The sequence below is a fragment of the Sphingomonas sp. genome (assembly GCF_035998645.1).
GTDB lineage: Bacteria > Pseudomonadota > Alphaproteobacteria > Sphingomonadales > Sphingomonadaceae > Sphingomonas.
In genome coordinates, this window is the sequence record NZ_DASYHL010000005.1 from 533886 (window position 1) to 560168 (window position 26283).

Below are 26283 nucleotides of genomic sequence, written 5' to 3' on the forward strand. Positions count from 1 at the left end.
GTTGCGCGATCAGGCATAGGCATAGGGGCCGCCTTTGGCGAGGGCCGTCTGATAGGCGGGGCGCGCATGAACCTTGTCCAGCCACGCAATCGTCGCGGGACGCGATGCGTTGAGCCCGCCGCGCGACCGCGCCGCCTCAAGCGGAAAGCTCATCATCACATCCGCCGCGGTCATCGCGTCGCCCGCGAACCAGGGACGGCTGGCCAGTTCGGTCTCAACGAAATCGAGATGGACGTCGATCATCGGCTGGATCTTCTTCTGCGCCGCCTTGCCGAAGATCGGAACGCGCATCAGCACCAGTTTGACGAGCAGCGGGGGCATCAGCGAGCCCTCGGCGTAGTGCATGAAATGGCGGTAGTGCAGCGCCGATTCACGGTGCGCAGGGGCGCCGAGCCGACCATCGGCCTTCTCGACCAGATATTCGATAATCGCGCCGGTCTCCGCAACGGTGCGCGGCGTGTCGCTCTCGGGGTCTGCGTCAACAATCACCGGCGACTTCCCCAGCGGATGCACCGCGCGCAGCTCGGGCGGGGCAAGCATGGTCTTGGGATTGCGCGCATAGCGGCGGATTTCATAAGGAAGTCCGAGTTCTTCGAGCAGCCAAAGGACGCGTTGCGAGCGTGAATTTTCGAGGTGGTGGACGGTGATCATCGCTGGTCGCTCCATAGCCGGTCCCATACGGGTTCACGCATTTGTGGGCGGATGCAGCGAAAATGGGAAGAGGCGCCAACGCCCCGCCCCCGCAGCGCGCGTCGCCACCGGCTGACAAAGCAGCGCGTCCGCGACAGGTTTTCCAGACAACCCAAAACAGGAAAGGCCCGGCGCACGCCACGCCGGGCCTTCCAATGGGAGACTGGTCCCTTGACCGCCACCGACCTGTCGATCCGGTACGGCCCGCAACAGACATTGCTGCCCGAAACTGGTTAACGGCGGCTTTGTCGCCGCTATTGTGGAATCAGAGGTCGTCGTCCGCGTCCGGCCCCGTCATCATCTCTTCGGCGACCTTTTCGGTCCGGCTGCGGATCGCAGCTTCCAGCCGCGCACAGACATCGCCATTTTCCTTGAGGAAGGTCTTGGCGTTCTCACGCCCCTGACCGATGCGGATGCTGTCATAGCTGAACCAGGCGCCGGCCTTCTCGACCAGCCCGGCCTTGACGCCCAGATCAAGGATCTCGCCGATCTTGGAAATACCCTCGCCATACATGATGTCGAACTCGACCTGCTTGAACGGCGGGGCGACCTTGTTCTTCACCACCTTCACACGGGTAGCGTTGCCGACGATGTCGTCGCGGTCCTTGATCTGGCCGGTGCGGCGGATGTCGAGCCGGACCGAGGCGTAGAATTTGAGCGCGTTGCCGCCGGTCGTGGTCTCGGGATTGCCGTACATCACGCCGATCTTCATGCGCAGCTGGTTGATGAAGATCACCATGCAGCGCGAGCGGCTGATCGAACCGGTCAGCTTGCGCAGCGATTGCGACATCAGGCGCGCCTGAAGGCCGACATGGCTGTCGCCCATCTCGCCCTCGATCTCCGCGCGCGGCACCAGCGCTGCGACCGAGTCGACCACCAGCACATCGATCGCGTTCGACCGCACCAACGTGTCGACGATCTCGAGCGCCTGCTCGCCAGTATCCGGCTGCGACACGATCAGTTCGTCGATGTTGACGCCCAGCTTCTTGGCATAGACCGGGTCGAGCGCGTGCTCGGCATCGACAAATGCCGCGACCCCGCCACCCTTCTGCGCCTCGGCGATGACATGCAGCGCCAGCGTGGTCTTGCCCGAGCTTTCAGGGCCATAGACCTCGATCACGCGGCCGCGCGGCAGGCCGCCGACGCCGAGTGCGATGTCGAGGCCAAGCGAGCCGGTCGAGATCGCCTCAACCTGCATCGTCTCCTTCGAGCCGAGCTTCATCGCGCTGCCCTTGCCGAACGCGCGGTCGATCTGTGCCAGCGCTGCATCGAGCGCCTTCTGCTTGTCAGGAGAAATGCCCATCTTTCCTTCGATCACCTTGAGGGAAGCTGCCATGAGAGGTCTCCGTCGCTAAAGGCTTTGCGGCCTGCATTCAACCATTGCCTGAAGCGCGTCGTACAACATATGTTCCACAGGAACAAGTGCGGAACGATCTTTTTTTGTTCCTCTCGATCGCGTCAACGTCCAAACGTCTTGCCCTGCCAAGGCAATCGCGCGATCTTGAAACGATGACCGCCGCATCCGACTTCATCACCGGCCTGCCCAAGGCCGAACTTCATCTTCATATTGAGGGAAGCCTCGAACCCGAGCTGATGTTCGCGCTGGCGAAGCGCAATCGCGTCGCGATCCCGTTCGACAGCGTCGAGGCAGTCCGCGCTGCGTACAGCTTCTCCAACCTCCAAGATTTCCTCGACATCTATTATGCGGGCGCCGATGTGCTCCGTGTCGAGCAGGATTTCTACGACCTCGCCGACGCCTATTTCGAACGCGCTGCGGCGGACGGAGTCGCTCACGCCGAAATGTTCTTCGATCCCCAGACGCACACCGATCGCGGCATCCCGTTTCAGGTAGTCGCCGATGGCCTGTTATCCGCGATGCACGCGGCTGAGAGCCGGCACGGGGTCTCTTCGAAGCTGATCCTGTGCTTCTTGCGGCATCTCGATGAGGACGCGGCATTCGCCACGCTCAAGGCAGCCGATCCGTGGCTCGACCGGATCGCAGGCGTCGGGCTCGATTCGTCCGAACTTGGCCACCCGCCCGGGAAGTTCGCGCGCGTGTTCGCTGCGGCGGGCGAGATGGGCCTCAAGCGCGTCGCCCATGCCGGGGAGGAGGGGCCGCCCGACTATGTCTGGCAGGCGCTCGACCTGCTCAAGATCGACCGGCTGGACCATGGCAATCGTAGCCTGGAGGATCCGGTGCTGGTCCGGCGGCTCGCCGAGTCGGGGATGACACTCACGGTCTGCCCGCTCTCCAACCTCAAACTCTGCGTGGTCGATGACCTGACGAACCACCCGCTCGACCGCATGCTCGAACAAGGACTCCATGCCACGGTCAATTCGGACGATCCGGCTTATTTCGGCGGCTATGTCGCGGACAATTACCGCGCGGTCGCCGCCGCGCGCGGGCTCGATAAGGCCCAGCTCGCCCAACTGGCACGCAACAGCTTCACCGGGTCGTTTCTGGGTGAAGCCGAGAAGGCCGCGCATCTCGCCCGGCTCGATGCCTATGTGGCGGCCAACTGATGCCGGCCTTCGCCCCGATTTCGCATGAGCAGTTCGTGGCCGACGTGCTGGCGCTGGCCGATGCAGTGCGCGCGGATGCCGACTGGCAGCCCGATTATCTGATCGGCATCGGACGCGGCGGGCTGATCCCGGCGGTGTATCTCAGCCACGCGATCGTCGGCCCGATGCTGTCGGTGGATTACAGCGCCCGCAACGAAGACCTCGCCGCGCCTGCACTCGCGCGGCTGGCCCTGCGGACGCGCGAGGGTGCGCGGCTGTTGTTCATCGATGACATCAACGACAGCGGGGCGACGATCGGTCGGCTGCGCGACGGGCTGGCTGCGGCTGGCGCGGCCCCCGCGAACGTGCGCTTTGCAACACTGCTCGACAATGTGACGTCGCACCAGCGGGTCGAGTATGCCGCGCGGACCATCGACCGATCGGTGACGAAGGACTGGTTCGTGTTCCCGTGGGAAGCGGTCGCACCGGATGCTGCGATCGAAGCCGACGCGGCGGAGCTACCCGACCGGATCGCGTAGGATTGAATTCAGCTTCGCTGAAACCAAATCAAAGCGCCGCTAACGCCTGTTCGACCGCGTCCATCGTGAACGGCTTGGCCAGAACCGGCCGGTCGCGATACGCCTCGGCCACCATGTCGCCGCTGCCGCCGGTCGCTAGGACGAACGGCAACCCCTTCGCCGCGAGCGCGTCGGCAATCGGCCAGCTCTGCTCGCCACCCGACAGGTTGACGTCGAGGATCGCGGCGTCGACGCCGCCCGCTGCGACGATCTCCAGCGCGCCGGCCACGCTTTCGGCGGTGCCGGCATGGCCTTTGCCCAGCATGTCGAGGAAATCCTCGATCATCATGGCAATCAGGGGTTCGTCCTCGACCACGAGGATGCGTTGCGGTGCGCTCATCGCGCCAGCATGTGCCCGACTATCGTTCCGCGGTCGAGTGCTATTTCGCGGTCATCACCGACCGGGCAAGCTCCGCAAGTTGCTGGACTGAAAAGGGTTTCGGGAGAAACGCGACATTGTCGAGGTCGATCGACTTGCGCAGCTGTTCCTCGGCATAGCCGGACATGAAGATGATCTTAAGGTCCGGATATTTCTTGCGCGCCTGGCGCACCATCGTCGGGCCGTCCATCGTCGGCATCACCACATCGCTGATCAGCAGATCGGGCTTGCCGCTTTTCTCCAGCAATTCCAGCGCCGCTTCGCCATTCTCGGCCGTCAGCACGGTATAGCCCTGCCGCGCCAGCGCACGCTCCGCGACCGCGCGCACCATCGCCTCGTCCTCAACCAGCAGAATCGTACCGGTACCCCACAGATCGCCCTGCACAGCCTTGGCGGTCGGCAGCTGCGCGGTCGGCTCGGGGGCGGTGTGGACGGGCAGATAGATGGTGAACACCGCGCCCTTGCCCGGCTCGCTCTCGGCAAAGATGAACCCGCCCGACTGTTTGATGATGCCATAGACGGTCGACAGGCCGAGGCCCGTCCCCTTCCCCACTTCCTTTGTGGTGAAGAACGGCTCCCAGATATGCGCGAGCACGTCCGCCGGAATGCCCGATCCGGTGTCGGACACGCGCAGTGCGGTATAGTCGCCGACCGGCAGGACATCCTCGTCCATCGCGCGCACCTCATGGGCCGCGACGCTCAGCGTCTCGATCGTCAGCGTGCCGCCGCCATTGGGGTTCTTCGCCAGCATCGCGTCGCGCGCATTAACGGCCAGGTTGACGACGACCTGTTCCAGCTGCCCCGGATCGGCGCGCACCGGGCCAAGGTTGCGGCCGTGATTGACCACCAGCTCAACCGTCTCGCCCAGCAGGCGTTTGAGCAGGTTCGACACTTCGGAAATGATGTCGGGCAGCTGCAACAGCTGTGGCCGCAGCGTCTGCTGCCGCGAAAAGGCGAGCAGCTGGCGGGTCAATGCAGCAGCGCGGTTCGAGTTGAGCAGGATCTGCTGGATGTCGTCATAATCGCTGTCGCCGGGCGCATGGCGCATCAGCATCAGGTCGCAATGGCCGATGATCGCGGTCAGGATGTTGTTGAAGTCGTGCGCGACGCCACCGGCCAGCTGGCCGACCGCCTGCATCTTGGTCGCCTGCGCCACCTGCCGCTTGAGCTGCCCTTCCTCGCCCGCATCGCGCAGGCTGAGCAGAACGGCTGCGTCGCCAAGGCCACGCGCTGACGCGATCGACAGCGACACCGCCTCGTCCGGTGCCTGGGCAAAGCGGACGGTGAGGTCGATCGGATGCACCGCACCCGCCGCAAAGCGCCGCACCGCGTCGGCCAGCGTGCTCTTGTCCTCGCGCACCACCAGGTCGCCCGGATAGAGCGGCGGCGCGTCGCCATTGACATGCGCCGCGCGGACAAAGGCGTCGTTCATGAAGGCAAAGCGGCCATCTGCCCCGACCAGCGCGATGCCGGTGGGCAGCAGCGCGATCAGCGACCGGACATGCGCGGTCGATTCTGCGCCCATCTCCTGCGCCGGGGCGTATTCTTCGTCGAGCAGCGCCACCAGCATCGGCGTCGCATCGCCATCGAGAAAGGGGATTTCCAGTACGCGGATCGGCGTCCCCGACAGTCCTTCGCGCTCGAACCGCACCGTGCCGCGATTGTCGGTAATGAGGAAGCGGGTGATGTCCCGCCCCTCGATCATCGCCAGCTCGTCACCGACAGCGCGCAGCCGCAACACGCGATTGGCGGCACGCACCCGGCCATCGGCCCCGATCAGCGCCATCATTATCCCGGCCTGTCCCAGCCGGTCGCCCGACTTGCCCGCGACCAGCGCCTGTGCCTGCTTGGTCAGGTCAACCGCATCGGCACCGGCAAAGCGCCACACCAGCAGCGAATCCCCGACGCGTGCGACATGGGCGGTCAGCTTGGCCCCGGCGGCGTCGAACGATCCGCTCGACGCCTGCCCGTCGCGCCACGCCGCACGCCCGGCGCTGCCCAGCTGTGACGCCGCCCAGTCGCCGATGACCACTGCGGGGGGCGCCGGATAGCCGGGGAATAGCGTCCCGAACCGCTCGTTCGCACACACCAGCCGCCCGGCACGATCGGTCACCGCGATCGCATCGTTGCTCATCGAAGCCAGCATATTGGCCAGCGACCAGTCGATCTCGCTCGCGTCCGACGTCGCCTCCGCCGCGACGGTCGGTCGCCGCACCAACGTCACCGCGAGCGCGATCAGCACCGCCGTCGCGAAGAACCCGGCCGCCACCGGCAGCGAGTCGATCGCCCACAGCACCGCGCCGCCCGCCACCGCGCCCGCCGCGATGGCGACGATCAGCGGGCCGGTGATGCCGGGGGAGTCGTCAGTCGGGGCGGAAGTTGCGGGCATGGCCCCCTTTCCCGCCCCGCTGGCATAGCGTCAAGCGCTCACCAGACGCGGACGCGCTTTGCCGGGTCCAGATACAGCTTCTCGCCCGGCTTCGCGCCGAATGCGCCGTACCAGGGGTCGAGGTTCCGGACGACCCAGGCGCGCTGGATCGACGGGCTGTGCGGGTCGGTCAGCAGGCGCTGACGCAGGTTCGCCTCGCGATAGTTCCGCCGCCACACCTGCGCCCAACCAAGGTAGAAACGCTGGTCGCCGGTGAACCCGTCAATCACCGGCGCTTCCTTGCCGCCCAGTGCGTGCTTGTAGGCGTCGTACGCGATGGTGAGGCCGGCGAGATCGCCGATATTCTCGCCCAGCGTAAACTCGCCCTTCACATGCTCACCCGGAAGCGGTTCATAGGCGTCATACTGCGCGATCAGCGCCTTGCCCGCCGCCTCGAATGCCTTGACGTCTGCGGGCGTCCACCAGTCGGACAATTCGCCCTTCTCGTTATACTTCGCGCCCTGATCGTCGAAATGGTGGCTGATCTCATGCCCGATCACCGCGCCGATGCCGCCATAGTTGATCGCGGGATCAGCCTTGGGGTCGAAGAAGGGCGGCTGCAGGATCGCGGCGGGGAAGACGACTTCCATCATGCCGAAATTGGCATAGGCGTTCACCGTCTGGGGCAGCATGCCCCATTCCCACCGCCGCACCGGCCCGCCCAGCTTGTCGAGCATATAGGCATAGTCGAAGCGGTTGGAGCGGACGGCGTTGCCGAACAGGTCATCGGCCTTGACCTCGAGGCCCGCATAGCTGCGCCACTGATCAGGATAGCCGACCTTGACGGTGAAGTTCTTGAGCTTCGCCTTGGCGCGCGCCTTGGTCTGCGGCTGCATCCAGTCGAGCGAGTCGATCCGGCGGCCCATCGCGTCGAGGACATTGGCGACGAGCTTGTTCATCTCCGCCTTGTACTCAGCCGGGAAGTAGCGCGCGGCATATTCCTTGCCGAGTTCCTCGCCCAGCGTACCCTCGGTAAAGCTCACGCCGCGCTTCCAGCGCGCCTCACGCTGCGGCGTTCCCTGCAGCGTCGTGCCATAGAAAGCGAAGTTGGTGTCGGCGACCGCATCGGGCAGATAATCGGCCATCGCACCCAGGCTGCGCACCAGCATCTGGTCCTTCACCACCGCCAGCGGCGCATCGTCGATGATCTTGGCGATGCCGGTCACCGCGCTCGGCTGGCCCACTAGCACTTCGGTGATCTTCGGGCTCAGCGCCTTCAGGATCGCCGGCATGTCGAGCGTCTTGGACGACAGCTTGGCCGTCTCTGCCAGCGTGAACTTGTTATAGGTCTTGGTCGCGTCGCCCGAATCCTCGCGGGTCCACTGCACCTTGGCGATGCTGGTCTCAAGGTCGAGGATCGCCTTGGCCCGCGCCTCGGCATCGCCCTCACCCGCCAGCGTCAGCATCTTCGTCAGATAGCCGAGATAGCCGGTGCGGATCGCCGCCATCTTCGGGTTGTCGAGCAGATACATGTCGCGATCGGGCAGGCCCGTACCGCCCTGATAGATCGAGAAGATATACTGGGTCGGGATCTTGTCGTCCTGGCCGACATAGCCGCCGAACGGGCCGGGAATGCCCATCTTTGCGCCTTCGACAACCAACGCGGCATAGCCCGCCTTGCTGTCGAGCGCCTTGATCTTGCCGAGCCACGGCTGGATTGGCGCAAGCCCGCGTGCCTCGACCGTCGCCGTGTCGAGATAGCTGGTATAGGCGCGACCGACCATGCTGGCCTGATCGTCCTTCACCTCATCCAGGATGCCGCGCACGCGCTCCTTCGACAGGTCGTCGAGCGCGGTGAACATGCCATAGTTGGACTTGTCGGCGGGGATCGGCGTGTTCTTCGCCCAGCTCCCGTTGGAGAAGGCGTAGAAGTCCTCGCCTGCGGCCACGCTGCGATCCATCCCGGCAACGTCGAAACCGAAGCTTCCAAGTTGCGGCTTGGCTGCGGGAGCCGGCGCCGGGGCAGCCGCCGGCGCTTCAGCGCTGGTCGACGGCGTGCAGCCGCTTGCCAGCGCGGTTCCGGCGAGGAGGACGGGGATCAGGAGAAGACGCATCGGGCACCCTTCGGGACATTAGAAAACGCCCGTGTCTTACGCCGATGATACGCCCGATCAAGTCTCGGAAGAAACTTTATTGCGGAGCGCGACGCGCTTGCGCCACTTGCGCGCAACCCAGGCGCGCCACAGCAGAATGGACATGCCGTACCCGGCCACCGCCGACGCGACCGAAATGACCAGCAGCCCGATCAACAGCGCCGGAGCCGCCTGAGAAAACAGCCAGCTCATCCATTCGCCGACGCCCGCATGATGCTCGACCAGCGCCATGAACCCCGACACATCGGCGCTGCGCCCCAGCATCACATTGCCGGTGTACACCGATCCATAGAGGATGAACGGCGTCGTCGCAGGATTGCTGAGGAACGTCATTGCTGCTGCGATCGGCACATTGGCACGGAACGGGAGCGCCAGCATCGCAGCACCCGCGATCTGAAGCCCGGGGATCAGAAGGAAGATGCCGACCAGCAGCCCCAGCGCGACGCCACGCGGCACCGAACGACGGGTGAAGCGCCACAATTCCGGCGCCAGAACGCGATGGGCGACGGGACGCAGCCAGCGGATCTGCTCGATCGACTCGCGGGTCGGCATGTTGCGATGCCACCAAGCGCTGAGACGACTCGGTTTCATGTCACCCGCGATCGCGGAGGATCCGCCCCTGTTCACGCTTCCAGTCCCGTTCCTTGATCGACTCGCGCTTGTCGTGAGTCTTCTTGCCCTTCGCCAGCGCCAGCTCGACCTTCGCGCGACCGCGACTGTTGAAGTAGATCGACATCGGGATCAGCGTCATGCCCTCCCGCGCGACCGCGCCCTGCAGCTTTTCTACCTGACGTTCGTGAAGGAGCAATTTACGGGGACGCTTCGGTTCGTGATTGAAGCGGTTTCCGTGCGAAAATTCGGGGATGTTGGCATTGACCAGCCACGCCTGCCCATCGCGCACCTCGGCATAGCTCTCCGCAATCGACCCCTCGCCGAAACGCAGCGATTTTACTTCGGTCCCCTGCAGCGCGATGCCGGCCTCGAAAAACTCCTCGAGGAAATATTCGTACCTCGCCTTGCGGTTCTCCGCGACGATCTTCTTCTTGTCGAATTCAAGGGGACGAGGGCGTGCCATGGGACGCGCGATGTAGGCGTGCGGGGGGAGAAAGGAAAGCGGACGGCGTCAGATAATCCCCGCCGCCGCCATTGCCGCATCGACCGCCGCCTTGCTCGCGTCGCTCGGCGCAACCATCGGCAGGCGCAGCTCGGCGGAAATCTCGGGACGCAGCTTGTTCACGGCGTACTTCACCGGACCCGGCGAGGCGTCGGTGAACAGCGCGAGGTGCAGCGCGAACAGCCGGTCGTGCAGCGCGAGCGCGACCGCCGTGTCGCCCTCGGCCCATGCCCCCTGAAACTGCGCACAAAGCTTCGGCGCGACGTTCGCCGCGACTGAAATACACCCGACCCCGCCCATCGCGTTGAAGGCCAGCGCGGTTTCGTCGTTGCCGGACAGCTGGGCAAGGCCGCTACGCAGCGCGGCGCGGTGCTTCGAGACGCGGGTCAGGTCGCCGCTCGCATCCTTGATCGCCACGAACTTGTCGGGAAACGCCTCGACGATGCGGATCACCGTTTCGGGCTGGATGTCGGTCACGGTGCGGCCGGGGACGTTGTAGAGGATGATCGGCAAATCGCATTCGCCCGCCACCGCCGCGAAGTGCTGGAAGATGCCTTCCTGGCTCGGGCGGTTATAGTAAGGCGGGACCATCAGCACCGCATCGGCGCCCGCATCCTTCGCGGCCTGAACGTTGCCGATCGCAACGCGGGTGTCGTTCGACCCGGCACCCGCGATCACCGGCACCCGCCCGCGCACCTGTTCGGCGCAGACGCGCACCACCTCGAAATGCTCGTCCTTGGACAGCGTCGCCGCCTCGCCGGTGGTGCCCACCGGGACCAGAGCCGACGATCCTTCGGCGATCTGCCACTCCACGAAATCGCGGAAAACATCCTCGGCAAAGCTGCCGTTACGGAATGGTGTGATGAGCGCGGGGATCGAGCCGGAAAACATATGCGTCAAAATGCCCCAATCGTCGGAAATTCGGGGTGGCCAATAGGGTGCGTTCGCGTATCATGTCCAGCATGCTTGCTTCTGTTTTCAAGAGCGGGCTTCTGCTCGCCGGCGTATCGGGTGTCGCGGTCTCCTCACAGGTCGTGCAGGATGGAGCCCAATGGTATCGCGCGCAGTTCGCTGCGGTCGCGGCGCAGGTACTGCCTGCCGCCCCGCCCCCATCGGCGTCCAGCCTGCAGTACACGATCGACCAGTGGAAGCGGCTGCAACAGTCCGATCGCTGGCCGTTCAGCGACTATGCGAACTTCATGCTCGCCCATCCCGGCTGGCCGGGGGAGACGAGCCGCCGCGCTGCCGCCGAGGCTTCGCTGGGGGCAGGCACCGACGCGCCGTCGCTCGCCGTCCGTTTTTTCGAGCGTTTCCCGCCGCTGACCGCCGCAGGCCGCATCCGCTTTGCCGAGGCGCTGGCGATCACTGGCCGCCGCGCTGAAGCGGACGAACACGCCCGCCGCGCCTGGCGCAGCGGTATCCTTCGTCCGACCGACGAGAGCGCGGTGCTGGGCGCCTTTGCCAGCGCCCTCTCCCCCGCCGACCATGATGCGCGGATGGACGCGCTGCTGTGGCAGGACGCCCGCACAGTCGCCGCGCGCCACATCGGCTATACCTCGCCGCAGAAGCGCGCGTTGTTCGAAGCGCGGCTCGCGCTCCATTCCAACGCCCCCGACGCGCAGGACCGCGCGGCTGCGGTCGAGGCATTCGGCCTCCGCGATCCCGGCTTCATCGCCGACCGCGCAAGCTGGTATCGCAGCAATGGCGCGAGCGGGTCGGCGCGCTCGCTGCTCGCCCGCCCCCGCACGCTCGACAGCCGCCCCGGCAATGTCGAGGAATGGTATGAGGTGCTGCTGACCAACGCCCGCGCGGCGGAGTCCGACCGGCAATATGCGCTCGCCTATGCCATCGCGAGCCAGGTCGACGACGCGGTCGCGCCGGGGACCGACGTCTCCGATCTCGGGCTCGGCATCCGCGACGATTATACCAGCCTCGTCTGGCTCGCCGGCACTGTCGCGATGCACAAGCTCGGGCGCCCCGCCGACGCGATCGGCATGTTCGACCGCTATTCGCGCGGGTCGCGCACCCCAACCACCCAGTCGAAGGGCATCTATTGGGCCGGCCGCGCCGCCGAGGCCGCCGGGCAAGCCGCCGCCGCCCGCGCCTATTACGAGCGCGCCGCCGCTTACTCCGACCTGTTCTATGGCCAACTCGCCGCCGAACGGCTGAGCCGCGACCTCAAGGCACCGCCGCCCGTCGATTTCCGCAAGGTCAGCCCCGCGGCGCGCACCGCCTTCTACAACCGCGAAGTCGTCCGCGCCGCGCAGATGCTCGGCACTTTGGGCCGCACCGAGGATCAGGGATATTTCCTGCGCCAGATCGCCGCGGACGCGACGAGCGCGGAGGATCATGTGCTGGCGACCGAGCTGTCGCGCACGATCGGTCGCCCCGACCTGGGCGTCATGGTCGGGCGCAGTGCATTGCTCAACGGCCTCACCGACTACACCGTCGCGGGCTACCCGTCCGTCCCGGTCCCGCTGGGACAGGAAAGCAACTTCACCATCATCCACGCCATCGCGCGGCAGGAAAGTCAGTTCGACAAGGCAGCGATCAGCCATGCCGGAGCGCGCGGGATCATGCAGTTGATGCCGGGGACGGCGCGCGAAGTCGCGGGGCAGCTTGGCCTCAGCTACAACCGCGACGCGCTGACCGTCGATACCGATTACAATATCCGCCTCGGCTCCAGCTATATTCAGCGGATGCTCAACTATTATGGCGGGAGCTACCCGCTCGCCGTCGCCGCCTACAATGCCGGGCCGGGCAATGTGAACAAGTGGATCCGCGCCAATGGCGATCCGCGCCTTCCCGGCGTCGATATGCTCGTCTGGATCGAGAATATCCCGATCTTCGAGACCAAGAACTATGTCCACCGGGTGCTGGAAAATGCGGTGGTGTACGACCTGCTCCACCCCCAGCGCGCGCGTTCGCGCGGGCCGTATCGGACTAGCTGGTACCTGGGGAAGAACCGTCCCGGGTGATCGTGATCCTGCCCTATGCCGAGGCGCAGTTCGCGGAAGTGGAGGCGTTGTGGCGAGCCGTCTTTCCCGAAGACCCACCGCACAGCCACGCCGCAGTGGCGATCCCGCAAAAGCTGGCGGTGCAGCGCAACCTGATGCTGGTCGCGCAGGAGGACGGTCACGTCCTCGGCACCATCTTGGCTGGCTATGACGGCCATCGCGGCTGGCTCTACAAGCTGGCGGTACATCCCAAGGCGCGCGGCTGCGGCATCGCCCGCGCGCTGATCCGCGCTGCCGAACAGGGGCTGGCAGAGCTTGGCTGCACCAAGGTCAACCTACAGGTCCGCGACACCAACCGCGACGCCGCCGCCTTCTGGGCGCATATGGGCTACGCGGTCGAGCCGCGAATCAGCATGGGCCGCACGCTTTGATCGACCGTCCGAACTACATCACGCCGGCCGGTTATTCGGCGCTCAAGGCCGAGTATGACACGCTATTCGGCACCGAGCGCCCGGCGTTGGTCGAGACGATCGCCTGGGCCGCAGGCAATGGCGACCGCTCGGAAAACGGCGATTACATCTACGGGCGCAAGCGGCTGCGTGAGATCGACCGGCGGCTCGGCTGGCTGGCAAAGCGGATGAAGGCGGCCAAGGTCATCGATCCGGCACGGCAGGAGGATCGCTCGAAAGTCTGGTTCGGCGCGACCGTCACCATCGCCGACGAGGATGACAACCACCGCACCCTGACGCTGACCGGGGATGACGAGGCGGATGCGGGCGCAGGTCGGATCGGCTGGAACTCGCCGCTCGCCCGCGCGCTGCGCGGTGCCGCCGTGGGCGATCTGCGCAAGGTGGTGCTGCCCGCCGGGGAAAAGGATTATGAGGTGATGACGATCACCTATCCCGGCTGAGCGCCGCCCCGCACACGCTCTACCCCAACCCGGTTGGTCAGCGCCCGCCCAGCTTCGGCATCGCTGATGCTCGACAAGGTGGTCTCCGCAATCGCGGCCAGCGCCTCTTCGGTGAGGAACGCCTGGTGCCCGGTGACGAGGACGTTGGGGAAGGTCAGCAGCCGCTGGAACACATCGTCATCGACGATCTCGTTGGACAGGTCCTCAAAGAACAGGTCCGCCTCCTGCTCGTACACATCGAGCGCGACGGCACCGATCTTCCGCGATTTAAGGCCAGCGATCAGCGCGGCGGTGTCGATCAGCGCGCCGCGACTGGTATTGACGATCACCAGTCCGTCGCGCGCGCGATCGATGGCGGCGGCATCGATCAGATGACGGGTATCGGGCGTCAGTGGGCAATGCAGCGTCACCACCTCCGCCTCCGCCAGCAACGCCTCCCGCGCCACATAACGAACCCCGATCGCCTCCAGCGCAGGGTCGACCACCGGATCGCTCGCCAGCACATCGCACCCGAAACCGGCCTTGAGCGTCCGGGCAACCAGCGCCCCGATCTGGCCGGTTCCGATCACGCCCACCGTCCGGCCATGCAGATTGCGCCCGATCAGCCCGTCGAGCGCGAAGTTATTCTCCCGCACCCGCGCCCATGCGCGCGGGATCTGCCGGTCGACCGCCAGCAGCAGGCCAATCGTGAACTCGGCCACGGCATGGGGCGAATAGGCGGGCACCCGCACCACATCCACGCCCAGCCGCGCGGCGGCGGGCAGATCGACATTGTTGAACCCGGCACAGCGCAGCGCGACCAGCCTCACTCCCGCCTCGGCCAGAGCCGCCAGCACATCAGCATCGACGCGGTCATTGACGAACACGCACACCGCGCGCGACCCCTTCGCCAGCGGCGCGGTGGTAAGCTCGAGCCGGGGCTCGAGAAACACCAGCTCATGCCCATGCGCGGCATTGGCCTCGCTCAGAAAGCGGCGGTCATAGCCCTTGGTGCCGAAAATCGTGACGCGCATGGATTGCTCCCATAAAGCAGGAGCCTAGCAGGCAGGGGATCAACAGGCGACGACGTTGACCGCCAGCCCGCCCTGCGCCGTCTCCTTGTATTTCGAGCGCATGTCCTCGCCGGTCTGGCGCATCGTTTCGATCACCGCGTCCAGGCTGACGATGTGGCTGCCATCGCCGTGCATCGCGAGATAGGCAGCGTTGATCGCCTTGATCGCGCCCATCGTGTTGCGCTCGATGCACGGGATCTGCACTAGCCCGCCGATCGGGTCGCAGGTGAGGCCGAGATTATGCTCCATTCCGATCTCGGCGGCATTCTCGATCTGCGCATTGGTCGCGCCCAGCGCCGCCGCCAGCCCCGCCGCCGCCATCGAACAAGCGACGCCGACTTCGCCCTGACAGCCCATCTCCGCCGCGCTGATCGACGCGCGTTTCTTGTAGAGAAAACCGATCGCCGCCGCGGTGAGCAGGAAGGTCCGCGACCCCGCCGGGGTCGGGATGGCGCAGAAGGTCTCGTAATAGCGCAGCACCGCCGGGATCACCCCGGCCGCACCATTGGTCGGCGCGGTAACGACGCGGCCGCCCGCGGCATTCTCCTCATTCACCGCGAGCGCCCACAGGCTGACCCAATCGAACACCAATGACGGGTCTGATCGCGGCCCGCGTGCGATCAGCCGGGCGTGCAGGTCGCGCGCGCGGCGCTTGACCTTGAGGCCGCCGGGCAATTCCCCCTCGCCCCGCATGCCGCGTTCGATACATGCCGACATCGCGCCGCGCAGCGAATCGATAAAGGCGTCGGTCTCCGCATCGTCACGCCACGCCGCCTCGTTGGCGCGGACGATATCGGCAACGCTCTTGCCCTCCGCCTCGCCCACCGCCAGCAATTCCGCGCCGGACGAGAAGGCGAAGGGCAGCCTCACATTCGATTGCGGCAACTCGCACCCGCCCTCGACCACCGCGCCGCCGCCGATCGAATACCAAAAGGTCTCGTAGGGCTCGCCATCGGCATAATGCGCGACGAAACGCATGCCGTTGGGGTGCGCGGGGAGGAAGCGGTCGCCGCAAAAGACAAGGTGCGTGCCCTCGATGAACGGTACCGGGACATGTCCGCCCAACTTTAGCTGTGCCTCCGCCCGGATCGTGTCGACGATGGTCGGGACCGCATCGGGATCGACGCTCTCTGGCTGACAGCCCGCAAGCCCCAGCATCACCGCCACATCGGTCGCATGCCCCTTGCCGGTCAGCGCGAGCGACCCGAACAACTCGCACGACACCGACACCGGCACGCCCCGGTCGAGTGTCGCTTCAGCAAAGGCAAACGCCGCGCGCATCGGGCCGACGGTATGCGAGGATGACGGCCCGATCCCGATGGTGAACAGGTCGGCGATGCCAATCGTCGCCTGCGCGCGGTCGTGCGTTGCCGCGGATTGTGGGTCAGGCATCGCTCTCCGGTCCATTCGTAACCTTTGATACCGCCTAGAGCCGTGACACCACGCCGTCCACCGCTTCAGTCGATCACGCCCGCCTTGCGCGCCGCTGCCTCCACCGCCGGATCGAGCGCGGGCGGGTCCATCGGTACGCGCGCCTCCAGCGCATCGGCGATCGCGGTCAGCGCGGCGATCCGTGCCGCCTTCTTGTCATTGCCGTCGATCACGACCCAAGGTGCCGCGTCGGTGCTGGTCCGCGCGAACATCTCGTGCATCGCATCGAGATAGTCCGCCCGCCGCGCGCGGTTGCGATAATCGTCGAGCCCGGTCTTCCACCGCTTCCACGGTGTCTCGATCCGCTCGCGCAGGCGCTTGTCTTGGGTTTTCTGCGTCACATGGACGAAGATCTTGATCAGCGTCGCGCCAGTCTCCGCCTGCTGCGCCTCGAAGTCATTGATCTCGGCATAGCCGCGCTTCCACTCGGCCTCGCGCGCAAAGCCCTCGACCCGTTCGACCAGCACGCGGCCGTACCAGCTGCGGTCGAACACCGCGATATTGTGCTGCGCTGGCAAGCGCCGCCAGAAGCGCCAGAGGAAATGGTGCGACAGCTCCTCCGGCGTCGGCGCGGAGATCGGCCAGACCTCGAAATAGCGCGGGTCCCAGTCGGCGGTCAGCCGCCGGATGATCCCGCCCTTCCCGGCTGCATCCCAGCCCTCGAACACGATGATCGCGCGGCGCTTATGAATGATGTGCGCAGTCTGGATATGGCTCAGCCGCTCCTGCAGCGCGGTCAGGCGGTCGTGATAGTCGTCGACCTTTCCGCCCTCTTCATAGTCGGAAAGATCGATCGACTTGGTCATGAATCAGCCCTTGTTGTCCATCGCTTGCGGCGCGAGGCGAATGTTGAGTTCCTTGAGCTGCTTCTCGCTCACCGCCGACGGGGCCTGCATCATCAGATCCTCCGCTTTCTGGTTCATCGGGAAGACGATGACCTCGCGGATGTTCGGCTGGTCGGCGAGGAGCATGACGATGCGATCGACGCCCGGGGCCGAGCCACCGTGCGGCGGTGCGCCGAACTTGAACGCGTTGATCATCCCGCTGAAGTTCGCGTCGACCTGTTCCTGCGAGTAGCCGGCGATCTCGAACGCCTTGTACATGATCTCCGGACGGTGGTTCCGGATCGCGCCCGACGACAGCTCGATGCCGTTGCACACGATGTCATACTGCCAGGCGAGGATATCGAGCGGGTCCTTGGTCTCCAGCGCCTCCAGCTCGCCCTGCGGCATGCTGAACGGGTTGTGGCTGAAGTCGATCTTCTTCGCGTCCTCGTCATATTCGAACATCGGGAAATCGACGATCCAGCAGAATTCGAACCGGCTCTTGTCGATCAGCTCGAGGCTCTCGCCCACGCGGGTGCGCGCGAGGCCGGCGAGCTTGGCGGCCTGAGCCTCCTTGCCCGCGGCGAAGAAGATGCCGTCATCCGGGCCAAGGCCGAGCGCGTCAGCCATCGCCGACATCTTGTCCTCGCCATGGTTCTTGGCGATCGGGCCGCCCCATTCGCCGCCCTTGCGCGTTGCATAGCCAAGGCCGGCAAAGCCCTCGGATTGCGCCCAGGCGTTCATAACGTCGAAGAATTTGCGGCTCTTGTCGGCAGTGCCCGGCGCCGGGATCGCACGGACCACATCGCCTGCTTCGACGATCGAGGCAAAGCGCCCGAATCCCGAGCCTTCGAAATGCGTGCTGACATCCGAAATAAGGATCGGGTTGCGCAGGTCGGGCTTGTCGTTGCCGTATTTCAGCATCGATTCGCGGTAGGGGATGCGCTTGAACGGCAGCGGGCTGACCGTGCGCCCCTTGCCCTGCCAGTTTGCGAACTCCTCGAACACGCCATGCAGCACCGGCTCGATCGCCGCGAACACATCGTCCTGCGTGACATAGCTCATCTCGAAATCGAGCTGGTAGAACTCGCCCGGGCTGCGATCTGCACGCGCATCCTCGTCGCGGAAGCACGGTGCGATCTGAAAGTAACGGTCGAAGCCCGCGACCATCAGCAGCTGCTTGAACATCTGCGGCGCCTGCGGGAGCGCGTAGAACTTGCCCGGATGCACGCGGCTCGGCACCAGATAGTCGCGCGCACCTTCGGGGCTGCTCGCGGTCAGGATCGGGGTCTGGAACTCGGTAAAGCCCTGATCGATCATCCGGCGGCGCAGCGACGCAATGACATGGCTGCGCAGCATGATGTTGGCGTGCAGCCCCTCGCGGCGCAGGTCGAGGAAGCGGTTCCGCAGACGGATTTCTTCGGGATACTCGGCATCGCCAAAAACCGGCAGGGGCAATTTTTCGGCAGCGGACTGGACGATGACCTCGCTGGGGAAAATTTCGATCTCGCCAGTGGGGATCTTCGAATTGAGCGTCTCGGCCGATCGCGCCGAAACCTTGCCAGTCACCGTCAGCACCGATTCCGGGCCAACCGCGTCAACGATCTTGAACAGGTCCGAGCCGGTTTCGATCACCACCTGCGTCACACCATAATGGTCGCGCAGATCGATGAAGAGGACATTCGAATGCTCACGCGTGCGATGGATCCAACCTGACAGGCGAACGGTCTCGCCGACCTGATCGGCGGTCAGTTGGCCGCATGTGTGCGTGCGATAGGCGTGCATGGTCCGGTCTCTTCTCTCGACTATGCCCCGCAAATCTCCCCTCCCGCTTGCGGGAGGGGTCGGGGGGAGGGCCTGTCCATCAGCACGAACGCTGTGGTGACAGCCCCTCCCCTAGCCCCTCCCGCGCGCGGGAGGGGGACTTTGGGGCTGGAATTTACTGCTCGCGCGCTTCCCCTTCACACGCCCCTTTGTCAACCCGCGCGGGCGCGGCTATGGGCCTGCGATGCATATTCACGGCCTGATTCAAGACTCGGCGACGCTCGCCAACCTCTGCACCCGCCTCGCGCAGCAACCGTTCATCACGGTGGATACCGAGTTCATGCGGGAAAACACCTTCTACCCCGAGCTGTGCCTGATCCAGATCGCGGACACGAACGAGGCGGCGGCGATTGATCCGATGGCACCGGGGCTCGACCTGACCCCGCTGCTCGACCTGCTCGTCAACAATGAGGATGTGCTCAAGGTTTTCCACGCCGGAGGGCAGGATCTTGAGATCGTCTATAACCTCACCGGCAAGACCCCCTATCCACTGTTCGACACCCAGATCGCGGCGATGGCGCTGGGTCAGGGTGAACAGATCGGCTATTCCAACCTCGTTGAAACCTATCTCGGCATCACGGTCGACAAGGGCGCACGCTTCACCGACTGGTCGCGCCGCCCGCTCGACAAGCGCCAGATCGATTACGCGATCTGCGACGTGACTTACCTCTCCGAAATCTTCCCCAAAATGCTGGCCAAGCTCAAGAAGACCGGCCGTGGCGACTGGCTGGACGAGGAGATGGAGCGGATCGGCGATCCCGAAAACTATCGCAGCGACCCGGAAAAGGCGTGGCAGCGAATCCGCATTTCCAGCCGCAAGCCCGAAGTGCTGGGCCGCCTCAAGGCGCTGGCGGCATGGCGCGAGCGTGAGGCACAGGGCAAGGATCTGCCGCGCGGCCGCATCGTCAAGGATGAGACGATCGCCGATCTCGCCGGCAACCCGCCGCGTAAACAGGCCGACCTGACCAAGGTGCGCGGCCTGTCGGCGACCTGGGGCGGCAATGATATCGGCGGTCGCCTGATGGCGGCACTCGAACATGCCGAGCCGATGTCGGCCGACGAAATGCCCCCGCGCGACGACCGCAAGCTCCCGCTGGGCAAGGAAGGCGCGCTGGTCGCCGATCTGCTCAAGCTGCTGCTCAAGATCCGCTCGCGCGACATCAACGTCGCCTCGCGCCTGCTCGCCCGCTCCGACGATCTCGAGGCGCTCGCCGCGGGTCAGCGCGACGGGCTGTCGATTCTGCGCGGCTGGCGCTTTGAACAATTCGGCCGCGACGCGCTCGCGCTGGTCGAGGGTCAGCTTGGGTTCACCGTGCGCAATGGTAAGCTCAAGATGACGCGTACCGAGGAGCCGAACCCATGAAAGCCGTTGCCCTGATCGCCCTGCCGCTGAGCCTCGCCGCGTGCAGCTATGAGCGGCCTGCGCCCGGCACCGGAATCCGCGAATGCAACGCTGACCGCGTCCAGCCTCTGGTCGGTCGCGAAGCCAGGCCGCAGGTGATCGAGCGCGCCAAGCAGCGCTCGGGCGCGCGGACCGTGCGGGTGATCAAGCCCGGCATGGCGGTGACTATGGACTATCGGTCCGACCGGCTGAACGTCGAACTGGATGACGTGAACACGATCAAGGAGCTGCGCTGCGGGTGAAACGAATAATCCTCCCCCGCCAGGGGGAGGTGGCGCCGAAGGCGACGGAGGGGGAGGAAGGGATTAACCTCAACCTCAGTGCTTCCGCCCCCTCCGTCAGCTATGCTGACACCTCCCCCTGGCGGGGGAGGATTTTGTAGATTCAAGCTCAGCCCACCTCAACACTCGCCGTCAGCCCCAGCGCCCCGGCAAGCGCACGATGTCGCTTCTCCACCGCTTCGCCATAGAGCGCCGCGTCATCCTCGCGCAGATAGAGCTGGAGCAGTTCACCCTCGACCGCCACCCGCGATCGGCGCAGCGGCCCGGCGACACCGCCCGACAGCCGCTGACCCAGCCTCATCGCCAGCCCCCACAGGCGCGCGCGCTCCAGCGCTTCGGGCGGGGCGAGTTGCCCCACCGGCGCAGGCGATTCGAGCCCGCCCCCGAGCGATGTGAACAGCGCCTGGGCGAGCAAGGCCCGCCCGCGCGCGTCGATCCCGACCCAATTGCCGTGCAGCGCGATCTCCATCCCGCGCTCGGCGCGAAATTCGGGGTTCGCGCGCCAGCCCACATCGGCGAGCAGGCAGGCGGCATGGCGCAGCCGGGTCAGCGACTCATCCTCGTCGCCGAACAACGGCGCGATCCAGGCGTCGAGCAAATCGCCATGTTCGGGGAAGCGCCCCGAGCGCCGCGCCTCATCGCGCGTCGCTACGATCAGCGGGTCTGCACGCCGCTCGTCCATGCTCAGTTCGCCGTACAGCAGCCCTTCGCGCAGGCCGAACGCGGACGCGACCGTCTCGCTGCTACCCAGATGCTTGATCAGCGCGCCGAGCAATGCCGAGGCATGTTCCAGCGTCGCGACGCGGCCCGATGACAGGTTCGGCACCGATCGGATGCGGCTCTTGCCCATCTGCGCGATCGTTCGCTGCAACCGGGTGATGGTCGATGCGGGCATCGCATATTCGTGGATCACCGGCAGCGGATAGCCCGTCAGATGCATGTCGAGCCGCGCCAGCGCGCGCCACGATCCACCGACAAGGTAGAAGGGCAGCCCCTCCCCGCGCCGGCTCCAACCGGCCTGCTCCAGCAGCTTGGCCACCGTCTTGTCGAGCGTCCCCTTGCCCTGCGACCGGATCGCTTCGAGCCGCAGCACGCCAAGCGGGAAGGACACGCGATCGGTCACCGTCCCGGCGACCACGCGGACCAGCTCAAGCGATCCGCCACCAAGATCGCCTACGATGCCGTCGGCATCGGGAATGCCCGACAGCACGCCATAGCCGGCGGCCAGTGCCTCGGCCTCGCCCGACAGCAATTCGACCTTCAGACCGAGCGCGCGGGCGATGTCGAGCAGGCGCGCGCCGTTGCTGGCGTCGCGCACCGCTGCGGTCGCCACCGTGCGCAGCGAATCGACCTCCATCTCGCGCGCCAGGCTGGAGAAGCGCGCCAGCGCCGTCGTCGCCAGCACCAGCGCATCCTCCGTGATCGCCCCGGTCGCGGCAAGCGAACGGCCAAGGCCCGCCATCACCTTTTCATTGAACAGGATTGCGGGAAGGCGCGCCGACCCGTCATAGACCACCAGACGGATCGAGTTAGACCCGATGTCGATGATCGCGGTGCGCTGTGCCAGTGGCACCGCCTGCGTGCGCGGCTTGCGTTGCGCGAGCGAGGTGACGCTCACGCCCCCCGCTCCGCGCGCCAGCGGCGCAGCGACAGCTTGGGCACCGCCTCGCTCGACTCGAGCGCCGCGCCACGGCCGGACAGCGACGGGTTGGTCATGAAATAGCGATGGAGGTTGAACGGCTTGGTGCCGGGATCGTCACGGACATAGCGGCCATCGGGCTGCAGCTCCCAGCTTTGTTCGGTGTCGATCAGGTTCGCGACCATCACCTGGTCCAGCACCTGATCGTGCACCGTGGTGTTGGTGATCGGAAGCATGAACTCCACGCGCCGGTCGAAGTTGCGCGGCATCCAGTCGGCCGACGAGATATACAGCTGCGCGCCGTCATTGGGCAGCGCCTTGCCATTGCCGAACGCCCAGATGCGGCTGTGCTCCAGAAAGCGGCCGACCACCGACTTGACGCGAATATGCTCGGACATGCCCGGCATGCCGGGGCGCAGACAGCAAATGCCACGGATGATCAGGTCGATCTGAACCCCCGCATTGCTCGCCTCGTACAATTTCTCGATCATCACCGGATCGACCAAGCTGTTCATCTTGGCCCAAATTGCCGCCGGTTTGCCCGCCAGCGCATTGGCAATCTCCTGATCCGCCAGCTCAATCAGCCGCTCGCGCAGATGGCGGGGCGACACCGACATCAACTCCAGCCCCTGCGGCTCGACATAGCCGGTGACGTAGTTGAAGATCTTCGCCGCATCGCGCCCGACCCGGGGATCGGCAGTAAAGAAGCTGAGGTCAGTGTAGATCCGCGCAGTGACCGGATGATAGTTTCCGGTCCCGAAATGGCAGTAAGTGCGGAACTCATCGCCCTCGCGCCGCACCACCATCGACACCTTGGCGTGGGTTTTCCAGTTGGTGAAGCCATAAATGACCTGCACGCCCGCACGTTCGAGCGCGCTGGCCCAGAGCAGATTCTGCTCCTCATCGAACCGAGCCTTGATCTCGACCACTGCGGTCACCGACTTGCCAGCCTCGGCCGCAGCGATCAGCGCCTGAATCACCGCCGACTGCTTGCCCGCGCGATACAGCGTCTGCTTGATCGCGATCACATCGGGGTCGCTGGCGGCTTGCTTGAGGAAGGCGAGCACCACGTCGAACGATTCATAGGGGTGGTGGACGACGATGTCCTTGGCCTTGATCGCCGCGAAACAATCGCCGTCATATTCGCGGATCCGCTCCGGAAAGCGCGCGACGAAGGGCGGAAATTTGAGGTCGGGGCGATCCTCGTCAACGATCAGCGCCAGGTCGCCATTGCCCAAGAACCCGCCGGTCTCGGTCAGCAACGCCTCGCTGCCGCCGAGCTCCTCCTTCAGCACCGCCTCAAGACCGGGGTCGATCCCCTCCTCCATTTCGAGGCGGATCACGCGGCCACGGCGGCGGCGCTTGATCGCGGTGCGGAAGTAGAGGACGAGATCCTCGGCTTCCTCTTCCAGCTCGATATCGCTGTCGCGCAGCACGCGGAACGTGGCGGACTTGCGGTTCTCGAACCCGGGAAACAGGATCGGCGCGAACCGCTTCACCAGCGTCTCGACCGCGATGTAGCGCGCAGTCTCGCCCGGCACGCGCACAAAACGCGGGGTCGCGGCCGGCAAAAGCACCAGCTCGCGCACCGCCTCCTTGTCGCTGGTGCGGACAAGGTCGAAAATGATGCTCAGCCCCTTGTTCGGGATGAACGGGAACGGATGCGACGGATCGAGCGCCTGCGGGGTCAGGATCGGGAAGATCTGAAGGCGGAAATGCTCTTCCAGCCAGGTCGCGGTGTCGCCGGTCACTTCTTCGGCGTCGAGCACCTCGATCCCCCGTCCGATCAGCTCAGCGCGGATGTCCTGCCACACCGACTGCTGGCTATCGACCAGATCGGCGGCATCGGACACGATCGCCGCCAGCTGCTGAGCCGGGGTCAGGCCATCGGTGGAATGCGCCTCCACCTCTTGCATCTGCTGCCCCTTGAGGCCGGCGACGCGGACCATGAAGAACTCGTCGAGATTTGAGCCCGAGATCGACAGGAAGCGCAGCCGTTCGAGTAACGGATGCGCGGTGTTGCGCGCCTCCTCCATCACCCGGCGGTTGAACGCCAGCCACGACAGCTCACGGTTGAAATAGCGCGCGTCGGCGGATGTCGCTGCGGACGGAACCTCGCCACCCTCTGCTCGGGTCAGATCGGCTTTGGTGCGCGCGCGGGTCATCGGGCCTCGTTTCAGGATTGGGCGTCGGGCTCGCGGAGCAGCCCCGCCGCAGTCAATGTGGCGCGCGCCGTCGGAATCGACAAGCGCCGGTTGCCGCGGCGGCTCGCATCTTCCTCCAGCGCTTCGGCGGTGCGTAGGATCGCAAGGTGCGTCCGTTCGATCCGCCGCAGGATCCACGCCACTATATCAGGCTGGGCGACAAGTTCGTGACGGTCGATCAATTGCGCCAGTAGATCATGCGCCAGCACATCGTCAGGGGCCTCGATCCGCGCGATCACGCTGGCGCCCAGCCGGGAGCGCAGATCGGGCAGCCGCACCGCCCAGCCCGGCGGCGCGCGCTCGGCGACCAGAAATAGAGGCCGGTGTTCGGCCTGCGCGGTGTTCCAGGCGTGGAACAGCGCCACTTCGTCCGCGCGGTCGGCGTCGTCGACCATCGTGCCGCCACTGCGCGCGACCATCGTCCGCGCGAGCAAGCTGCGGCCCGATTTGCGTGGCCCGACGATCATCCCGGTCATCACCGGCCAGGTCGCCCAGCGTTCGAGCAGTTGCACCGCCTGCGCATTCGACTCGCCGATCAGGAACCTGTCCTCGCGCGCACCGGCTGGCCGGGCGAGCGGCAGGGAAAGCTGGCTCATTCGCTGCTGCTGTTCCCCGTTTCGGGGATCGGCGCGGAGGGTTGTGCGGGTGCGGGCGATCCACCGCCCCGGCGAATGCGCAGCACGCCCGCCCCTTCCTGAACCTGCCAGCCGCGCGCTTCCAGCGCCGCGCGCAACGAGGACTGGCTGCCGTCATACGTAACCCGCATCAGCGACACGCCACCGAGCGCAGTGCTGGTGGTGGTCGCCGAGCTGACACCCGGAACAACGCGCACCGACGCTTCCGCGCCGGTCAGCGCGCCAACGGTCGGCGTATCGAACTGGATGGTGATCACCGCGCCGGTAGCCACTGCGGGAGTCTCGCCGGTGTCGATCAGGTCTTCCTCGCCCGTCTCTTCGAGCGGGACTTCGGGGCGTGGCGGCTCTGTCACCAGCAAGCGGTCGGGCTTGAGGATGCCGGAGCGCAACGCGTCCTGATACGCCTTGTCGATCCGCGCGATGCCGGCGTCGATCAGCGCGGGGATCGCGTTGCCGTCATTCACACGCAGCACGAATTGCGCCAGCTGGCGGTTGTCCGGGCCGTGGCCCGCGGTGAAAATACCGGTGACCGGCCCGCCCGGATAGCTGCGCCGCAGCTCGACGGTAGGCACCAGAATGTCGGTCGCGCCATATTGATCGAGGATCGCGCGCCACCAGCCACGCCCGCGCCGCGCCACCTGCCCCGCATTCATCAGCAGCCGGTCAGGGCCGGAGCCGTTGGGCCGGACGTAATCGATGCTGCTGTTGCCAGTCCGGAACCGCGCCCAGCCCTCGGCAAAGGCGCTACTGCCCTCGAACACGCGATGCGTGCCGCCCGACACCTGCACCGGCACGAGCAGCATCGGCGGCGAGCGCATCAGCGTGCCGCCGACTCCCAGGATCGATGCGGCGCGGTTGCGGTCGAACAACACGCCCAGCCGCGCGACATACCGATTGGGGCCAATCTGCTCATTCTCGACGACGATGCCGGTGACCAGTCCGTCGAGCGCCGAATCGGACAGGGTCGAGGGCGATCCAGTCAGCTGTCGCGCCAGCATCGACCAGCCCTTGCGCTGCGCCAGGCGCCAGCCGCCCAGCCGCGCGGCCTCGGCGCTCTTGCCGCGCACATCGACATCGACGCCGCTGACCTCGAAACTGCCCGAACTGTTGCCGGCGTCCGCGCTCGCATCGGTCTTGACCGCGCCCTTGCCGGACTGCGCGACGGCGAATCCGGCTGACGCAAGCAGGGCTGCAATGCCGATTGCGGCGATGGCGGGGGAAGGACGAACTGACATTCCGCGCCCTTTTGGCGAAGAGGGCGTGGAAATCCAAGCGCTATCCTCCTCCAATCGTCGTCCCGGGCTTGACCCGGGACAGGGCTTTTCTTGGCCGTCGTGAGA

23 protein-coding genes are annotated in these 26283 nt (G+C 65.8%); 7 read left to right on the forward strand and 16 right to left on the reverse strand.

Going from position 1 to position 26283, the window contains the following annotated elements; all coding sequences use genetic code 11:
- Window positions 1-9: 9 nt before the first annotated feature.
- Both VGN66_RS16270 and recA read right to left on the reverse strand, forming a co-directional pair.
- Window positions 10-651 carry a glutathione S-transferase gene (locus VGN66_RS16270; RefSeq protein WP_327519840.1) on the reverse strand — a complete coding sequence of 214 codons (642 nt, stop codon included), beginning with the start codon at window positions 649-651 and terminating at the stop codon, window positions 10-12.
- Between the two features lie 304 nt (window positions 652-955).
- Window positions 956-2026: a recombinase RecA gene (gene recA / locus VGN66_RS16275; protein ID WP_224920143.1), complete on the reverse strand. Its 1071-nt coding sequence runs from the start codon at window positions 2024-2026 to the stop codon at window positions 956-958.
- Window positions 2027-2199: 173 nt separating this feature from the next.
- Between recA and VGN66_RS16280 the strand changes: the two genes are divergently transcribed.
- Both VGN66_RS16280 and VGN66_RS16285 read left to right on the forward strand, forming a co-directional pair.
- On the forward strand, window positions 2200-3213 hold the full coding sequence (locus tag VGN66_RS16280; protein ID WP_327519841.1) for an adenosine deaminase: 1014 nt from the start codon (window positions 2200-2202) through the stop codon (window positions 3211-3213).
- Window positions 3213-3731: a phosphoribosyltransferase gene (locus VGN66_RS16285; protein WP_327519842.1), complete on the forward strand. Its 519-nt coding sequence runs from the start codon at window positions 3213-3215 to the stop codon at window positions 3729-3731. Before VGN66_RS16280 ends, VGN66_RS16285 begins: the two co-directional genes overlap by 1 nt.
- Window positions 3732-3759: 28 nt before the next feature.
- Here VGN66_RS16285 and VGN66_RS16290 read toward each other — a convergent pair whose 3' ends face one another.
- Genes VGN66_RS16290 through dapA form a run of 6 tightly spaced genes read right to left on the reverse strand, consistent with a single transcriptional unit; the run spans window position 3760 to window position 10675 of the window.
- Window positions 3760-4110, reverse strand: a complete 351-nt coding sequence (locus tag VGN66_RS16290) for a response regulator (protein WP_327519843.1) — start codon at window positions 4108-4110, stop codon at window positions 3760-3762.
- A 40-nt stretch (window positions 4111-4150) separates the two neighbouring features.
- Window positions 4151-6538, reverse strand: coding sequence for a hybrid sensor histidine kinase/response regulator (locus VGN66_RS16295; protein ID WP_327519844.1), 2388 nt, complete (start codon window positions 6536-6538; stop codon window positions 4151-4153).
- Window positions 6539-6576: 38 nt separating this feature from the next.
- Window positions 6577-8631: a M13 family metallopeptidase gene (locus VGN66_RS16300; protein WP_327519845.1), complete on the reverse strand. Its 2055-nt coding sequence runs from the start codon at window positions 8629-8631 to the stop codon at window positions 6577-6579.
- 57 nt (window positions 8632-8688) lie between these two features.
- Window positions 8689-9261, reverse strand: coding sequence for a DUF2062 domain-containing protein (locus VGN66_RS16305; RefSeq protein WP_224920149.1), 573 nt, complete (start codon window positions 9259-9261; stop codon window positions 8689-8691).
- A 1-nt stretch (window position 9262) separates the two neighbouring features.
- Complete coding sequence (smpB, locus tag VGN66_RS16310) at window positions 9263-9745, reverse strand: SsrA-binding protein SmpB (RefSeq protein WP_327519846.1); 483 nt, start codon at window positions 9743-9745, stop codon at window positions 9263-9265.
- A 48-nt stretch (window positions 9746-9793) separates the two neighbouring features.
- Complete coding sequence (dapA, locus tag VGN66_RS16315) at window positions 9794-10675, reverse strand: 4-hydroxy-tetrahydrodipicolinate synthase (RefSeq protein WP_327520287.1); 882 nt, start codon at window positions 10673-10675, stop codon at window positions 9794-9796.
- A gap of 71 nt (window positions 10676-10746) precedes the next feature.
- On the opposite strand from dapA, the gene VGN66_RS16320 reads away from it, so the two are divergent.
- From VGN66_RS16320 to greB, 3 genes are read left to right on the forward strand one after another with little or no spacing between them, the layout of a single operon-like run.
- Window positions 10747-12762 carry a lytic transglycosylase domain-containing protein gene (locus tag VGN66_RS16320; RefSeq protein WP_327519847.1) on the forward strand — a complete coding sequence of 672 codons (2016 nt, stop codon included), beginning with the start codon at window positions 10747-10749 and terminating at the stop codon, window positions 12760-12762.
- Window positions 12759-13172: a GNAT family acetyltransferase gene (locus VGN66_RS16325; protein ID WP_327519848.1), complete on the forward strand. Its 414-nt coding sequence runs from the start codon at window positions 12759-12761 to the stop codon at window positions 13170-13172. The genes VGN66_RS16320 and VGN66_RS16325 overlap by 4 nt, the downstream gene beginning before the upstream one ends.
- A complete protein-coding gene (gene greB, locus VGN66_RS16330) occupies window positions 13169-13651 on the forward strand; it encodes a transcription elongation factor GreB (RefSeq protein ID WP_327519849.1) in 483 nt (160 codons plus the stop codon). Before VGN66_RS16325 ends, greB begins: the two co-directional genes overlap by 4 nt.
- Here greB and VGN66_RS16335 read toward each other — a convergent pair.
- The 4 genes from VGN66_RS16335 to aspS form a co-directional block, all read right to left on the reverse strand.
- Window positions 13639-14664, reverse strand: a complete 1026-nt coding sequence (locus VGN66_RS16335) for a 2-hydroxyacid dehydrogenase (protein WP_327519850.1) — start codon at window positions 14662-14664, stop codon at window positions 13639-13641. The genes greB and VGN66_RS16335 overlap by 13 nt on opposite strands.
- A 39-nt stretch (window positions 14665-14703) precedes the next feature.
- The gene (locus tag VGN66_RS16340; protein WP_327519851.1) at window positions 14704-16095 is read right to left on the reverse strand and encodes an L-serine ammonia-lyase; all 1392 of its coding nucleotides are present in this window, start codon (window positions 16093-16095) and stop codon (window positions 14704-14706) included.
- Between the two features lie 65 nt (window positions 16096-16160).
- Window positions 16161-16940, reverse strand: a complete 780-nt coding sequence (locus tag VGN66_RS16345; protein WP_327519852.1) for a polyphosphate kinase — start codon at window positions 16938-16940, stop codon at window positions 16161-16163.
- A gap of 3 nt (window positions 16941-16943) precedes the next feature.
- Window positions 16944-18743: an aspartate--tRNA ligase gene (gene aspS, locus VGN66_RS16350; RefSeq protein WP_327519853.1), complete on the reverse strand. Its 1800-nt coding sequence runs from the start codon at window positions 18741-18743 to the stop codon at window positions 16944-16946.
- Window positions 18744-18966: 223 nt separating this feature from the next.
- Between aspS and rnd the strand changes: the two genes are divergently transcribed.
- Complete coding sequence (gene rnd, locus VGN66_RS16355; protein WP_327519854.1) at window positions 18967-20145, forward strand: ribonuclease D; 1179 nt, start codon at window positions 18967-18969, stop codon at window positions 20143-20145.
- Entirely contained in the window at window positions 20142-20426 is a 285-nt protein-coding gene (locus tag VGN66_RS16360; RefSeq protein ID WP_327519855.1) for an I78 family peptidase inhibitor, read from the forward strand. Before rnd ends, VGN66_RS16360 begins: the two co-directional genes overlap by 4 nt.
- 148 nt (window positions 20427-20574) lie before the next feature.
- On the opposite strand, the gene VGN66_RS16365 is transcribed toward VGN66_RS16360, so the two are convergent.
- The 4 genes from VGN66_RS16365 to VGN66_RS16380 are packed head-to-tail and all read right to left on the reverse strand — an operon-like array spanning window position 20575 to window position 26178.
- Entirely contained in the window at window positions 20575-22083 is a 1509-nt protein-coding gene (locus VGN66_RS16365) for a Ppx/GppA family phosphatase (RefSeq protein ID WP_327519856.1), read from the reverse strand.
- Complete coding sequence (locus VGN66_RS16370) at window positions 22080-24269, reverse strand: RNA degradosome polyphosphate kinase (RefSeq protein ID WP_327519857.1); 2190 nt, start codon at window positions 24267-24269, stop codon at window positions 22080-22082. Before VGN66_RS16370 ends, VGN66_RS16365 begins: the two co-directional genes overlap by 4 nt.
- 11 nt (window positions 24270-24280) lie before the next feature.
- Window positions 24281-24904 carry a chromosomal replication initiator DnaA gene (locus VGN66_RS16375; protein WP_327519858.1) on the reverse strand — a complete coding sequence of 208 codons (624 nt, stop codon included), beginning with the start codon at window positions 24902-24904 and terminating at the stop codon, window positions 24281-24283.
- Window positions 24901-26178, reverse strand: a complete 1278-nt coding sequence (locus VGN66_RS16380; protein ID WP_327519859.1) for a heavy-metal-associated domain-containing protein — start codon at window positions 26176-26178, stop codon at window positions 24901-24903. The genes VGN66_RS16375 and VGN66_RS16380 overlap by 4 nt, the downstream gene beginning before the upstream one ends.
- Window positions 26179-26283 lie beyond the last annotated feature (105 nt).